This is a genomic window from Aliivibrio sp. SR45-2 (genome assembly GCF_963890165.1).
Classification (GTDB): Bacteria; Pseudomonadota; Gammaproteobacteria; order Enterobacterales; family Vibrionaceae; genus Aliivibrio; species Aliivibrio salmonicida.
Genome location: NZ_CAWPRC010000161.1, coordinates 141,383 through 154,184, shown reverse-complemented (window position 1 = coordinate 154,184; position 12,802 = coordinate 141,383). Strand labels below are relative to the sequence as shown.

At 43.6% G+C, this 12,802-nt stretch carries 21 protein-coding genes; 20 read left to right on the top strand and 1 reads right to left on the bottom strand.

All coding sequences use genetic code 11. From position 1 onward, the window contains the following. Window positions 1–110 precede the first annotated feature (110 nt). Complete coding sequence (locus AACV33_RS13055; RefSeq protein WP_182699355.1) at window positions 111–755, bottom strand: LexA family protein; 645 nt, start codon at window positions 753–755, stop codon at window positions 111–113. A gap of 138 nt (window positions 756–893) precedes the next feature. Between AACV33_RS13055 and AACV33_RS13050 the strand changes: the two genes are divergently transcribed. From AACV33_RS13050 to AACV33_RS12955, 20 genes are all read left to right on the top strand, one after another. Next, complete coding sequence (locus AACV33_RS13050) at window positions 894–1,076, top strand: Cro/CI family transcriptional regulator (protein WP_182699354.1); 183 nt, start codon at window positions 894–896, stop codon at window positions 1,074–1,076. Window positions 1,077–1,091: 15 nt separating this feature from the next. After that, complete coding sequence (locus tag AACV33_RS13045; protein WP_182699353.1) at window positions 1,092–1,295, top strand: excisionase; 204 nt, start codon at window positions 1,092–1,094, stop codon at window positions 1,293–1,295. Window positions 1,296–1,332: 37 nt separating this feature from the next. Continuing rightward, on the top strand, window positions 1,333–1,872 hold the full coding sequence (locus tag AACV33_RS13040; protein ID WP_182699352.1) for a phage regulatory CII family protein: 540 nt from the start codon (window positions 1,333–1,335) through the stop codon (window positions 1,870–1,872). Window positions 1,873–1,882: 10 nt separating this feature from the next. Beyond that, window positions 1,883–2,371: a hypothetical protein gene (locus tag AACV33_RS13035; RefSeq protein WP_182699351.1), complete on the top strand. Its 489-nt coding sequence runs from the start codon at window positions 1,883–1,885 to the stop codon at window positions 2,369–2,371. Then, entirely contained in the window at window positions 2,368–2,769 is a 402-nt protein-coding gene (locus AACV33_RS13030; RefSeq protein ID WP_182699350.1) for a hypothetical protein, read from the top strand. The genes AACV33_RS13035 and AACV33_RS13030 overlap by 4 nt, the downstream gene beginning before the upstream one ends. Beyond that, window positions 2,769–2,900 carry a hypothetical protein gene (locus AACV33_RS13025; RefSeq protein ID WP_017022228.1) on the top strand — a complete coding sequence of 44 codons (132 nt, stop codon included), beginning with the start codon at window positions 2,769–2,771 and terminating at the stop codon, window positions 2,898–2,900. The genes AACV33_RS13030 and AACV33_RS13025 overlap by 1 nt, the downstream gene beginning before the upstream one ends. Continuing rightward, complete coding sequence (locus AACV33_RS13020) at window positions 2,900–3,130, top strand: hypothetical protein (RefSeq protein ID WP_182699381.1); 231 nt, start codon at window positions 2,900–2,902, stop codon at window positions 3,128–3,130. Before AACV33_RS13025 ends, AACV33_RS13020 begins: the two co-directional genes overlap by 1 nt. A gap of 36 nt (window positions 3,131–3,166) precedes the next feature. Beyond that, window positions 3,167–3,346 (top strand): hypothetical protein, encoded by a 180-nt coding sequence (locus tag AACV33_RS13015; RefSeq protein ID WP_182699349.1) that lies wholly within the window; start codon window positions 3,167–3,169, stop codon window positions 3,344–3,346. A 51-nt stretch (window positions 3,347–3,397) separates the two neighbouring features. Then, complete coding sequence (locus tag AACV33_RS13010; protein WP_182699348.1) at window positions 3,398–3,679, top strand: hypothetical protein; 282 nt, start codon at window positions 3,398–3,400, stop codon at window positions 3,677–3,679. Continuing rightward, window positions 3,666–5,585 carry a replication endonuclease gene (locus AACV33_RS13005; RefSeq protein WP_182699347.1) on the top strand — a complete coding sequence of 640 codons (1,920 nt, stop codon included), beginning with the start codon at window positions 3,666–3,668 and terminating at the stop codon, window positions 5,583–5,585. The genes AACV33_RS13010 and AACV33_RS13005 overlap by 14 nt, the downstream gene beginning before the upstream one ends. Then, window positions 5,579–5,815 (top strand): ogr/Delta-like zinc finger family protein, encoded by a 237-nt coding sequence (locus tag AACV33_RS13000; protein ID WP_182699346.1) that lies wholly within the window; start codon window positions 5,579–5,581, stop codon window positions 5,813–5,815. Before AACV33_RS13005 ends, AACV33_RS13000 begins: the two co-directional genes overlap by 7 nt. Before the next feature lie 249 nt (window positions 5,816–6,064). After that, window positions 6,065–7,261 carry a DNA circularization N-terminal domain-containing protein gene (locus tag AACV33_RS12995; protein WP_182699345.1) on the top strand — a complete coding sequence of 399 codons (1,197 nt, stop codon included), beginning with the start codon at window positions 6,065–6,067 and terminating at the stop codon, window positions 7,259–7,261. Beyond that, the gene (locus AACV33_RS12990; protein WP_182699344.1) at window positions 7,258–8,202 is read left to right on the top strand and encodes a phage tail protein; all 945 of its coding nucleotides are present in this window, start codon (window positions 7,258–7,260) and stop codon (window positions 8,200–8,202) included. Before AACV33_RS12995 ends, AACV33_RS12990 begins: the two co-directional genes overlap by 4 nt. Next, window positions 8,195–8,707, top strand: a complete 513-nt coding sequence (locus tag AACV33_RS12985; protein WP_182699343.1) for a phage baseplate assembly protein V — start codon at window positions 8,195–8,197, stop codon at window positions 8,705–8,707. Before AACV33_RS12990 ends, AACV33_RS12985 begins: the two co-directional genes overlap by 8 nt. Next, complete coding sequence (locus AACV33_RS12980) at window positions 8,707–8,904, top strand: hypothetical protein (protein ID WP_182699342.1); 198 nt, start codon at window positions 8,707–8,709, stop codon at window positions 8,902–8,904. Before AACV33_RS12985 ends, AACV33_RS12980 begins: the two co-directional genes overlap by 1 nt. Next, window positions 8,901–9,287, top strand: a complete 387-nt coding sequence (locus AACV33_RS12975; RefSeq protein ID WP_182699341.1) for a phage GP46 family protein — start codon at window positions 8,901–8,903, stop codon at window positions 9,285–9,287. The genes AACV33_RS12980 and AACV33_RS12975 overlap by 4 nt, the downstream gene beginning before the upstream one ends. Continuing rightward, window positions 9,284–10,336, top strand: a complete 1,053-nt coding sequence (locus AACV33_RS12970) for a baseplate J/gp47 family protein (protein WP_182699340.1) — start codon at window positions 9,284–9,286, stop codon at window positions 10,334–10,336. Before AACV33_RS12975 ends, AACV33_RS12970 begins: the two co-directional genes overlap by 4 nt. After that, window positions 10,318–10,785 (top strand): hypothetical protein, encoded by a 468-nt coding sequence (locus tag AACV33_RS12965; RefSeq protein WP_182699339.1) that lies wholly within the window; start codon window positions 10,318–10,320, stop codon window positions 10,783–10,785. Before AACV33_RS12970 ends, AACV33_RS12965 begins: the two co-directional genes overlap by 19 nt. Then, on the top strand, window positions 10,782–11,861 hold the full coding sequence (locus AACV33_RS12960) for a phage tail-collar fiber domain-containing protein (RefSeq protein ID WP_182699338.1): 1,080 nt from the start codon (window positions 10,782–10,784) through the stop codon (window positions 11,859–11,861). Before AACV33_RS12965 ends, AACV33_RS12960 begins: the two co-directional genes overlap by 4 nt. Beyond that, window positions 11,861–12,727, top strand: coding sequence for a hypothetical protein (locus AACV33_RS12955; RefSeq protein WP_182699337.1), 867 nt, complete (start codon window positions 11,861–11,863; stop codon window positions 12,725–12,727). Before AACV33_RS12960 ends, AACV33_RS12955 begins: the two co-directional genes overlap by 1 nt. Window positions 12,728–12,802: the final 75 nt, after the last annotated feature.

The window sequence follows — 12,802 nt, the reverse complement described above, 5'->3', positions numbered from 1 at the left end:
TATTTGATTGTGGCTCAATATTCAATGTTTTAAATGAAGAGAAGTAAACATAGTTATTACGGGGTAAATCGAAAGGAAAAAGCCTCCAAATTGGAGGCTCTTTTTAGTAATTAAAATAATTTCATTGAGGAAATAACTACACCCACAATCGTACACTTTCCATTTATAGGAATTATAGGAGTCGGCCAGTTTGGATTCACTGCTTGTAAATATTTATGTCCATCTTCGATGATGAGTTGTTTGAATGTTGCTTGATTGTCATCATCTAAACGAGCAATAACATATTTTCCATTGGTTGCATCAACTTCAGGGTCAACGAAAATCAAATCCCCTTCAGTGAAGACTGGATTCATACTCTTGCCAACAACTTTCAAAAGAAACGTGTTATCGCTACATTTGATAGGGCATGGGTAGTGGTCTGCATCATACCTACTCGTAAGGTTAATATCATTCCAACCGCCTGCCTGAACCCAAGAGATTAAAGGAAACGCGCCTTGTGGTTTTAATGCTACAGAGACAACTGAAGTTTCTTGAGGTTCTTGTTTTGCAGGTTCGGGCGAACCTTGTCCATTTAAAAGCCAATAAGCATCACATTTCAGAGCCTTTGCTAATAAAAAAAGACTCTCGCCCTTCGGGAACGTATCCCCTTTCTCCCACTTGGAAACAGCTTGCTTGGAAACACCTGATGCCTTTGCTACATCAAGCTGGGTAAGAGCTAGCTGTTTTCGTCGTTCTAATATTCGCTGGCTTTTCATAGGGAATATTCTTAATTAATTAGTCAACCTATGGTTACTATCTCACATGCAGAGTAACTATAGGTTGACTAATTGCTTGACAACAAACGTTGACCTTCGTTACTATTAGTCAACCAAAGACAACAAAGGTGGACAAGAATGAAAACTAAAGAAGCTATTTCTTATTTTGGTACTGCGGTCGCTTTGGCTGGAAAGTTAAATATAACAAAACAGTCTGTATCTAAGTGGGGTGAAGAAGTTCCACAACGTCGTGCTTTTGAAATTGAGCGAATTACCAACGGTGCTTTGAAAGCGGATTTTATTCCGATGCACTCAAATTAAGTAAGGATATATGTTATGAGCCAACCACTAGTTATTGCGATAGAAGCCCCATATGTCACCGCTAAAAGATACGCAGAACTTTCAGGAATGAAGAAGGGCACGATTGAAAAAAAAATTAAAGAAGGAAAGCTGCCAATTTTACCAAAAGATGGATCGGGTGAACTTAACCTTATTAATCTCGCGCTTTTAACTAAGAAAGCTCTAGAAGCTAAGTTTTAGTTATTACGTTTCATTTGCTACCTGTTGAGTATCTGATATGTCCGATAAAACAACAATGTTCGATTTTCGAGCGTCCAAACAAAAGGCATTTGAAGAAGCATGTTTTGCTTTTCGTGAAAGCGAGAACATGACAGCAATCGCCGAGTCTTTGGAAATGTCACCAACGATGCTTAGAAATAAGCTCAATCCAGAGCAATCACATGTTTTAACGTGTGTTGAAATGGTGATGATCTCCAAAGCCTCAAATAACTTCACTGTTGTAAATAGTCTTTTGCGTGGGCTTGGTGTGGTGACTGCACAGGTTCCTAACGATGCAAGTGAAGAAACCTTTACTAAACGAGCATTAGAGAATTCAGTTCATGCAGGGGACTTAGCGCAAGCGGCGTTAACTCATGCGGGACAAACTCGAATTACCCACCGAAGTAAACAATCCATTATTAAAAAAGCCCAAGCCTCCATCGGGAACTTAGTTTTACTCATCAATGATATTGAAAGCCAAACACCTAACTCGGCTTCACTTTTATCTATGGGTATTGATTTTCTTGCGTCTGGTGCGCCATTGCCGGGCTTCGCATAAGGATTTAGTTATGAGTCAGTTAAAAAAACCTGAACAGTTCTATCAAGAGTCTTTAGTTAATCTTGAGAAAGCCACGAAATTATATGAATCAATGGAAGCAACAGAAAGAAAAACCGTCGCATTATTCTCTCGTTTTATTGATGGCACAGCATCACGTGAAAGTGTTTGCGCAGCTGGTGAAGTGATTGGTTATGTTGAGAACGTAGAGCAACAAGCCATTGCCAATCTTGAAGCAATTAAATCACGCGATGTATTCGCGGTGATTAATTCTATTGTTGCTATGACGTTGGATGTACCAAAAGCATTAACTGCGATGTTCAATACTAATTCAATGATTTCATCATTTAGTGTGATTGTTTGGGGTGCAGAGGATGAAACATTACTTCATGACACGGTTAATTTAACTTGGGAACATCCTCTTAAAAATGCGATTGCGTTAGAAAGTAAACTTGCTGAGTTAATCATTGCAGCAAAAGATAGCGAAGAGGTGACAGCATGAGTGTTATTTCTGTTTATCAAACTGATCTTGAATACGCTTTACGTGGTGCAGGTTTTACGACTCGTAAGATTGAGCAATTCCTAAAGGCTTTCTCTAAAGAAACAGTATCACAAGGTGTGGTTTGTTCGCTTGATTCACAACGCGCAATGCTTGTGAATGTTCAGGGCACAGAGCAGGGGTTATGCCTTTCTGATTTTATCACCGCTTGGTGGTCGTTTTGGGTTGTGGTTTTTGATACCACTGAAAATCCAGATTTAGAGCAGCAATCTCTTGGTGCTATTCGTGCCCTTTTCTTCATTTCTTCTTCGTGTCGTTCAATGGCACAACAAACAATGATGCAAACATGGTGGCGTGATTTTGAACCTGAGCATGGCTCTCCAATGATGGAAGCGTTGTGATGACTAAAGAGCAATTCTTAGCAAACATGGTGCTTGGTTACCTGCAAAACCATGGCTCTGCACCAACAGATCATCAATTAGATAATTGGTCAGAATTGTATGTCGCACTTGAAAGCAAGGGAGGTCAATGATGTTGCGATTTCTTGCTGTGTTTTTGAATAGTGGCGGTGGTGTCGTTCGTGAGGGTGACACTCAAGAAGTTCGAACGCATGAGCTTGGTGAGTTTGAATCCAAAGAGCTTGCCATTGCTAACGCTTGTCTTGAATTGAACTGTGAACATATCACCAATGGCGTCCTTATTCGTGGTGATCATACTGGCGGTTTTATGATTTGTGATACACAAGATTTTTCAGAGCTATAAGTAAACATTCATCAACGTTACATAAAGGAAGTACCTATGAAAAACACACCGTTACATTCAATCAATATGGATTTTTCACATTCAAGTGAAGCGCAAGCCTTACTCGATATTGTTTCTGCTCGTATTTGTCCAAAGCCAGAAGCAGAGGATTACTTAAACAAAGTAGAAGAGCAGCTCACAGAAGCAATCGAACTTATTCAAAGCATGGAGGAATAAAGCGTTAGTACAAACAACCTATAAATGGACTCAACGTGGAGGCAGTAAATCATGAGTACTTATATTACGGGGAGCGACACAAGCGTGACCACTGAGCCTTGTCACATGCCGTGTCCCAATATCATTGACATGGAAGCCATTACGTCAAAACAACAAGCGACTGCTCTGAGTAAGATTCAAGAGTTGAAAGACCAATTAAAGCAGTCGCAATTGGATGCTGAAGCGTCGAATTTAAGCAAAGCGATGAAACGAAAAAACTACCTCGCTCGCTTGTCCATTAAAGCGAATCAATTACCTAACCGCATCATGAGGAATACCAATGAAAACTTATAATACGTTTACTCATAATGCACTTCAAAAGCTCCCTGTGAATCTTAATAAAGAGCTTCTTACCTACCTTGAAAACCAAGTTGGTACTTCTCAGATTGAATGTATTAATGGGCGATTTGTTCATGATGGGAAACAAACCCCTCGCGAGAAAGTGTTTGAATTTGCCAATCAATGTGCGAACAAATTCAAATTGCCTGCGGACATTCGAAACTACTTAGATAAAGCCTCTGCGATTCGTTTTAGAAAGTACGGTTTTAAACGTGCAATGGCATTTATTGAACGACGCAGTGCGGCGGTTTATGCGGCACTTGCGGTGTTACCTGAGCCTTATTGGAAAGTAGATACTGAATTTAAACGTGCCCGCCTTGCTGATGAATTAGTAGGGCGTGCTTGTTTACGTTTAGAGGTTGCGGCCAAGCATGGGTTTGATGTGATGGAGACGATTGATTCCATTAATCAGTATGTGGGGGCGGCGATGTGGATGCCACAGTTTGCGTCCGCTAAAAATGAAGATCATGCGTATTCCATTCTTGTTCGCTTGATAGATGATGCGGTTTGGAAGCGTGCGATAGAAAGACAAACCATTGCCGCGTTTGAAAATGCTCGAAGAGCGGCGGGAATGGTATCACCGCACGTTTCACCTTATGCGTCTTATTCAGCGTGCCAGTGGCTCAAAATTCGCCAAGACAGACAACGCGAGTGGCTACAATTAATGGCGATTGAATCAGAAGAAGGTGCTGTGATCCCAATGGAAGAGGTGCATCAATCCTCGGTTTCAAACCCAACAAACAGACGTAATGAACTGATGACTCGTATTGCGGGTTGCCAAGAATATGCGGATTCAAATAATCACATTGCAGTCATGATCACAATGACGGCGGCGGGTAAATATCATCGCCTTAAACAACAAGGTAAGTATTTCATTGAAAATGATAAATGGAATGGGGCATCTGCTCAAGATTCACATCAATGGCTTTCGACTTCATGGATACGCTTTCGCAGTGCAGCCGATAGAGCAGGGCTTATTTATTATGGAATGAGAGTGGTAGAGCCTCACGTTGATGGAACTCCGCACTGGCATGGTGTTTTTTTTATGCCACTTGAACACTTCCGTGAATTCAAAGGACTGTTGGAAGATTACCAATACCAACGTGACAGTGATGAGCTGTTCTTTGACGATGGCACACCTAAAACCAAAGCAATGAAAGCGCGCGTGGATGTAAAGATTATCGATAGAAGTAAAGGCGATGCGGTGGGTTATATCGCGAAATACATTTCAAAGAACGTCGATGGCTACGGCCTCGAAGGGCTGTACGATTTGGATGCAAAGAAAATCAATTTACAAAGCACGGTTCAGAACGTGACGGCTTTCTCGCGAGCCTTTTCATTTCGCCAATTCCAATTTCAAAAAACACCCTCGGTTACTGTGTGGCGAGAGCTTCGTCGTATTGAAGAAAAGCAAGAATATAGCCTGTTTGAGAAAGCGCGTAGAGCGGCGGACATGGGGTTCTTTTCTGCCTTTTTTGATTACATGGGCGGTCATAGATTGAGTCAACGACTGCGCCCGATAAAGATGCTTAAAGAGCAAAAAGAGAATAAATACGGTGAGATTGTTGAATCAGTGATTGGCCTTATTGGTGATGGCTTATCGGTGTTAACGCATGAGATTGAGTGGAAGTTAATTAAGAAGCCAACAGAGGCCGTTCTTGATCTTAAGGCTTTTGCTTCTGAGGCTCTTTTAAGCAAGCGGGAGCTTGCGCCTTGGATTAATGGCAATAACTGTACGCGTGCAGATCCACCTACGCGGCAGCAGAAAATAATAGCGAATTTCTTCTTAAATATGGAGTTGAACGGCGGCGGAACGCCAGAGTGGGAAGAGTTCATGAGTAGGAGTGATCCCGAATGCTAATTACATGCCCAAAATGTTTAACCAAAACACGCATTGCAACCTCTCGCTCTGTGTCACCTGAAACGCGCGAATTGTATTGCCAATGTTTGAACCTAAATTGTGGAAAAGTGTTCGTTGCACACACATCTTTTTCTCATTTTGTGGAGTCTACAGGCCAAAAACCTGACTCAGAATTGCAACCAGAGCTGTGCAAAGACGGAAACCAAATAGATATTTTCGACCAAATGTAAAAAACGCAAGAAAACGATCTTAAAGGATCTCTAAAACGATCACCTAGAAGTGCAATTAATTCAAATCAAACAATTACTTGTGTTTAATAGAATGGCTCCACTTTTTCGCGCTTATTTTTCGTTTTTTTATCGTGTTGAATTTTGGTGTGGAGGGGAGGGTGAGTCCGAGCGAGCGCAGAATGCCTGCCTCAGTGATAAAAAAGTCAGGACTTACACGGTGTTTTACGTTGGTTGAGAGAGTGTTGTGTCATGTGGGAAAGAGAATACGAACAAGGGCGATGGAACGGCGTCGTCCTGAACATACTCGGCACCTCATTGAATGGAGGTAAACGCCTTCAAGTCAGCGAAATTCCCTACGCTGAATTACCCGACATTAAAGTGATGGGCAGCTCTGCCAATAACATTGAGATTGATGTCGTTCTGGTGGGCAGTAACTCCTTGGTTGAGGCCAATGCCTTATTGAATAACCTAAACAAAACCCCAAAGGGTGAGCTCGAACATCCATGGCTCGGTGAGCTGCCCTTGGTGTTTGAAACCTATGGGCAAAAGCTCAGTACCAAACTTGGGTTAGTCACGTTGTCACTTAAGTTTATTCGTGATGGTAAACAATCTGCATTAACGACCTCGACCGTGGTGACTTCTGTTCAAACCGAGCAAGCCAACACTGTTGAAACCGTCTCAACGAAAACGTTCGTGGAAGATGTGGACACCATGAACATTGCCGACACCAACAGCTTGCAAGCAGATTTTACTCACGCCATCACTCAGCTTTCAGGCATTGCCAATCAATTAAGCATTCCAAGTCAAACCCTGTCGGCATTAAATCAAGAGATAAACAGCGCGCTTGTGTCCATCTCAAGCATTGCCAATGCCCCTGCCCAATTTGCGGAGCAGTTGAGTAAAACCATTGATAGTGTCGCGGACGCGGTTCGCTCAGAAACCGATTCAGACAATGAAGCGACGGACAATTCCAGAGCGGCGCAAGCTTCGATGTTAGAGGCGATTAATACACAAAGCCCAAGTTCTCACTACAACGTTCAATTAGTGGTCGCGGCGGTGAAGATGAGCAAAGATATTGAACGACTAGAGCAAGAAGACACCTTTGATATTTTGAGCTCAAACGGCCAAGCCTCAACCATCCTAAGTGACTTACAGCGAATTACGAGGGAGATTGATGCGCGAGTGTATGAAGTGACCACGGTGTCCACGCTTGAAAGCTTAGAGCTGTTTGATGCGCTGATTAGTTTAAAAGAAGGCGTCTCTTCTCAATCAAATAAGGTAAAGAAAGGCTCTGAGCCACAAGGGTTTCTTGAGCGTGCGCGTTTCATTCCGGCCTTAGTGCTTGCCAAAAAAGAAAAGAGTTCAGCGCCCTTAGTGATGGCGTTAAACCCATTACAACACCCACTCTTTTTATCTGGAGTCATTGCGATGAGAGGAAACGAATGAAGAAGCTGACGCTATTAATCGACAACAAACCGACTGTATTTTTTAGTGCGGACATTACGTTCTCGATAGAGCAATTAGCGCATGAGTTCAGTTGTCGTATTCGGCCAATGAGTATCGAGCGTCCTTTGCCGATTGAATTTAAATTGGATGGCAAACGTATTTTTATGGGGGCGATTGATACCGCATCAACGGCCACATCAAGCAGCGCCCATTCCATGAGTATTTCAGGACGCTCAAAAAGTGCCAATATGATTGATTCGTGCATCACGATGGACGCGGAGTATGGGCAAACGGTGGATGTATTACTGCGAACCATAGCGAAACAGTTTGGCCTTGGCGTGAATTGCTTAGTTGATCCATCGAGCCTTAAACCCATCGCAGAGTTTCAAATCAATGCTGAATCGCCCGTCGATAACTTTGCCCAGCTCATTAAAGAGCAGGGGTTTATTTTGGTTGAGCGCAATGGCGTATTGACCATTGAACACCCTGCCCATGATGCTGTGCAGGGGGTGGTTCTTGAGGTAGGTAAAAACATTGAATCGTTAAACATAGACCGAAATTTTACCGAGCAGTTTTATCGTATTGAAGTGCAAGGCCAGTGGGATGATGCGCACGCGGTGGTGACGTATGCCGCTGCCAATACACAACGAAAAAAGGTCATTGTCTCCGACCAATTGCAAAGTGCAGAGTCCTGTTTGTCCCGCGCTGAATATGAACGTGATCTTGCCATTGCCAAAGGCTTAAACGCCTCTACTTCCATTGCTGATTTATTCATTGAGCTGACAGGCAGCGCCATCAATCGCACCCTTCGTGTGATTGATACCCATCAAGCCTTTAATGAAATGTTGCTTGTGAAATCACTGACCTTATCGGTCACCGAATCCACATCAGAAACAAAGGTCGCTTTCTTTCGTCTCTTCAAGGAGAAGCCCAATGTTTAGTCGTTTAATGAGTCGCATTAAAAACATGATCGTGATTGGGGGCGTTACGGGGGCGGACACCAAGATGCTGCAAATTAAAACCTCAACAGGAAAAACCAATGATCGCATTAAGCGATTACACAATTACGGGTTTATGAGTCGGCCAAAAGTCGGCGCTCGCAGTTACGTGTTGTTTCTTGGTGGCGTTCTCAGTCGCGGCGTTGCCGTGTGCGTGGAAGACGAACGGTACGAGATGGAATTATCCGAGGGGGAAGTGGCCATGATGGACGATAAAGGCAATCTGGTTCATTTCACGGAAAATGGAATATCTATCACTTCACTTGGTTCGGTAGCAATAACCGCAAAGAAAGACGTCACGGTAAAAACCGATGGCAACGTGATCGCTAATGGCGCTCAAATTAAATTGAATGACGGCACGGGTGTTATCACTTGTGAAAGTATTTGCCCCTTTACGGGCAGTGGTCATGTTGATGGGTCAGCCACCGTATTTGCAGGTAAAGAATAATGCCAATCAATAACGGCTCATTAAAAGCAAAGATAGTCAAAGAGATGAACGCCAAAGGCATGGTCACTGAAGGTGAGTTTGCCAAAGCCGCCGATTTAGCCGAAGCCATTGCGAATGCCATCGTTGATGAAATTACCACGAACGGGTTGGTGGTGATTGATAAAGGCAGCTCAGAAGGGAGTTATAAAATCACATGAATCATTTTAATCTTAATGCATTAACCGCCCCAATGACGGACATCGAAGGCTTAACTCATGCGGTGCTGCAAAGTGTCTTGAATCATGCCGAGTCCACTCAAAACGATCGCGCTCGCATGCTGAGTGATGAGCGTGGCGGCTGTTGGAGTGATGAATATGTTCATGGGGTTGGCTCGCGAGATTGGACGCTTAAGCGTGAAAAGCTGACAGAGCAAACCATGACGCGAGCAAAACGATTTTATGAAGATGCCCTGGCATGGCTTGTGGAAGAAACGCACGTAAAAGCGGTGACGGTTGAGGTATTCAAACTCTCACCTAAGCAGTTAGGCCGACGCGTTATCGTTACGCTCAATGATGGCGCAACAATGGAGGTGCATTTATGAGTACTCAACGAAGTTTACAGTCGTTAATTGACCGAGCAACCTCGACCTTAATTGCAACGACAGGCCAGAACAATCCCGCCATCAATGCCATTGCCTGTGCGATTGCGGGGGTGAGTTATGGCCAGTATGGATACCAAGACCAACTCTTTCGAGAGTTAAACCCTGAAACCGCCTCTGAGCCGTGGTTGTATCTTCACGCTAAACGTCACGATGTTGAACGCCTTTTACCCACGTTCGCGCGAGGCTTGGTTCAGTTTGAGCAATTGGGTGAGCGAGTTGAAATTCCAAAAGGATCGTTAATCACTGACATTACGGGCGGTGAATATCAAACCCTCCAAGCGCAATACAGCGATGAAGACGTTGAAGTGATTGCCTTAGTCGCGGGAATTTCAAGTAACTTACCTAATGGGGCGGTTCTCACTCTATCAAAAAGCATCAGTGGGGTTAATCCTGATAATGTTTTATGTCTTGGCTTTGATGGTGGGGCTGACATTGAAGAATTAGAGCATTGGCGTCAACGTATCTGCACCGCGTTTAATCAGGGTGAAGAAATTGGTCGTCGTGAAGATTATGAGAGTTGGGCATTGTCCGCTCACTCTGATGTGGATTTTGCGTGGGCATTAGATAACACGCCTGAGCGTGGCATGGTTCGTGTTTATATTGGGGCGAGAGAAAACAACCCAACGGTTTCCACCGAAGTGGTCACCATCGTCCAAACCTTTATTGATAAAGAACGCCTTGCTGGGTGTCATCCCGTGGTTGGGATACCGACTCATAAAACCATTGATGTTGAAATTCAAAATGTCCAAGACGAGCAAGTCCGTGCGGATATTCTCATTGCGCTGCAGGAGTTATTTCAAGACAAAATGGGAAAGCGGGATGAATCGGTTAATCCACCAAAACAAGTGTCCATTACCCCGACTGAAATCGTACTGGCCATTGCGCCTATCACAAGTAATTACATCGTTAAGCAACCGACCGAAGAGCAATTTATTACCGATGATGAAATTCATATTTTAGGAGAGGTGACATGGACACCGGTGATTTAATTGTTGATTACAGCGAGAGCAATTTTGCCGATGCAATACGCGCCTTATTGCCCGAAGGGGAGTATTGGCAAGATGCGGATAACGCTGAATTAACCAATGTAATTTTAGGCATGGCGATTGATTTCAAAGTCACCAGTGATGAAATTCAGTTGGCGTTACTCTCGGATTTTTCAGAGCGTTTATTTGGGTGGAAGCTCAGTGATTATCAAGCGTTATTAATCAGCAGTGGCGGCAAAGGCGAAGTGACGGACGAGCGAGCAAAACCGAATTTAATTTATGTGTCATTGGCGACCAATGAGCGGTGTGAAAAAGCGTGGTTTGAGTTTGAAAAGGTGCGGTTGCCTCACACCGAAATCGAATGGATTTATAACGCGGCCATCGATGTTCAAACCCAAATTGCCAATTCAAGACACATTAGAAACGTTAATCAATACGAGGTGACTCAATGAGTTTATTAATTACCAATGCGGGGATAGCGGCCTCCATTCATGCGGGTGAGTTGGGGGTCAGTTATAAAATTACCCACATAGCTATTGGCCTTGATGGGTATCTTCCTACTCTAGACCAAACGCAATTGAAAAGCGAAGTGGCGCGTGAAGCGTTAACTCGTGGCTCGGTGCCTGCCCTTGGGCAACTTCACTTTGAAGCGGTGTTTGCCGATAAAAAAGAATTTGAAGGTAAAGAAATTGGCTACTACCTAGAAGATGGCACCCTATTCGCAGTGGATAGTCGAGAGGGCGAAATACTCTCATTAAAGCGCAGTAACACCATTATCACCGAAGCGTTGGAGTTAAACCTTGCAGGCTCAAGCATTGAGAACATCACGGTTGAACTGATGGGCACGCCCTATGCCACTGAAGCGGTGGCAGGCATTGCTAAGATAATCACCAATGCCGAAGTGGATGAGGGCACAAACGACAGCAGTTTTTTAACCATTAAGAAAATGATACGCGCTTTTGATGCGCCTTATCTCATCAACAAATTGGTGAATAATCTGTGGTTGAAACTCGCGGCAAAAATCTTTCCTGTGGGCGCGGCCATTCCTTGGTTTACGGATATTGCCCCTGATGGTTTTGGTATCATGAAAAACCAAGCCTTTGATTTAATCGCCAATCCTGAGCTCGCTAAAATCTGGCCTGATGGCATTATTCCTGACATGCGCGGCTGTGGTGTCATGGGCAAAGAAGACGGTGAAACAATAGGGGCTTATGAAGAGGGGCAAGTCAAAGCGCATGGGCACCCTAATTCAACAATAAGCTCTACAAATCTAGGAACAAAAACAACCAATACAGACACGCATAATCATGTGATGGGGAATACCGATGCCGGAGGCGGTGGGACTACTTATACGAAACAATGGAGAGTAACAGGCCGACCATCATCAGTGATATCAACCAACAATGACAGTCATAATCACACGGTGGCTATTGGCTCTCATGCCCATACCGTCATGATTGCTCTGTTTGGTGCACTGAAAAACACCATCAACCACCGTAAAGTTAACTGGATAGTGAGAATGGCCTAATGAATACATTTTTTAAACAATCTCAAAGCGTCGAGGTGTCGCGTCTTTCTAATGAGGGTTGGTGGCTAGAAAATTGTACTGAGCATGTGGTTAAAGGCACCGCGCTTGGTACTGATTTTACCCAAGTCATTTATACGCCCTCAAGCGATGGAATGATTGCGCGGTTTGATAGAGAAACAACGCAATGGTCTAATGAAATCGAAGACATGACATGGAAACCGTTCTTCGATGTTTATGGCCGTGAGTTTGTCATTGGTGAGCCTGATGGCGATTATCCAAAAGGCGCAATAAAAGAAACCCCACCCGAATACGATAATGAAAAACAAACCGTATTTTATGAAAACGATACTTGGAAAATCTATGATATTGAACTGGGCAAATCTTATTGGGATGCTGAAACCAACGAGTTTATTATCTCGGATTACAATTTCACGCTCCCTGAAAAACACACCTTCATCGAGCCACCAGAAAAGGATAAAGGCTTTGCGGTTTGCTTGGTTGAGGGACAGTGGCAACAGATTGAAGATCATCGAGATAAAACCATTTATAACTGTGAAGATTGCACTCAATCAAAAGTTATGCAAAAGCTAGGCAACATCAAAGACGGTTTTACTTATGATGAGCCAAGTACTCCTTATGATGAATGGATAGATAATCAATGGGTAACCAATCAAAGCAATCAACACATTGCAGATTTTAACCAAATAGATGAAACACGTCGTGGCCTATATGGCCGAGTTTGTGATCCTCTGATTGCCGAGGCAAACATCAAGCGATTGCAAGGAGATGAACAAGCCGCGCTTGAGATGGAAGCGCAAGCATTGGCGGCAAGAATTGAAATACAAAGTCAACATCCTTGGCCTTAATCAATCATAAATCCCACCCATAAACCCAACCTTCGCGTTGGGTTTTCTACATCTGGCATATAGGAATGACATCAA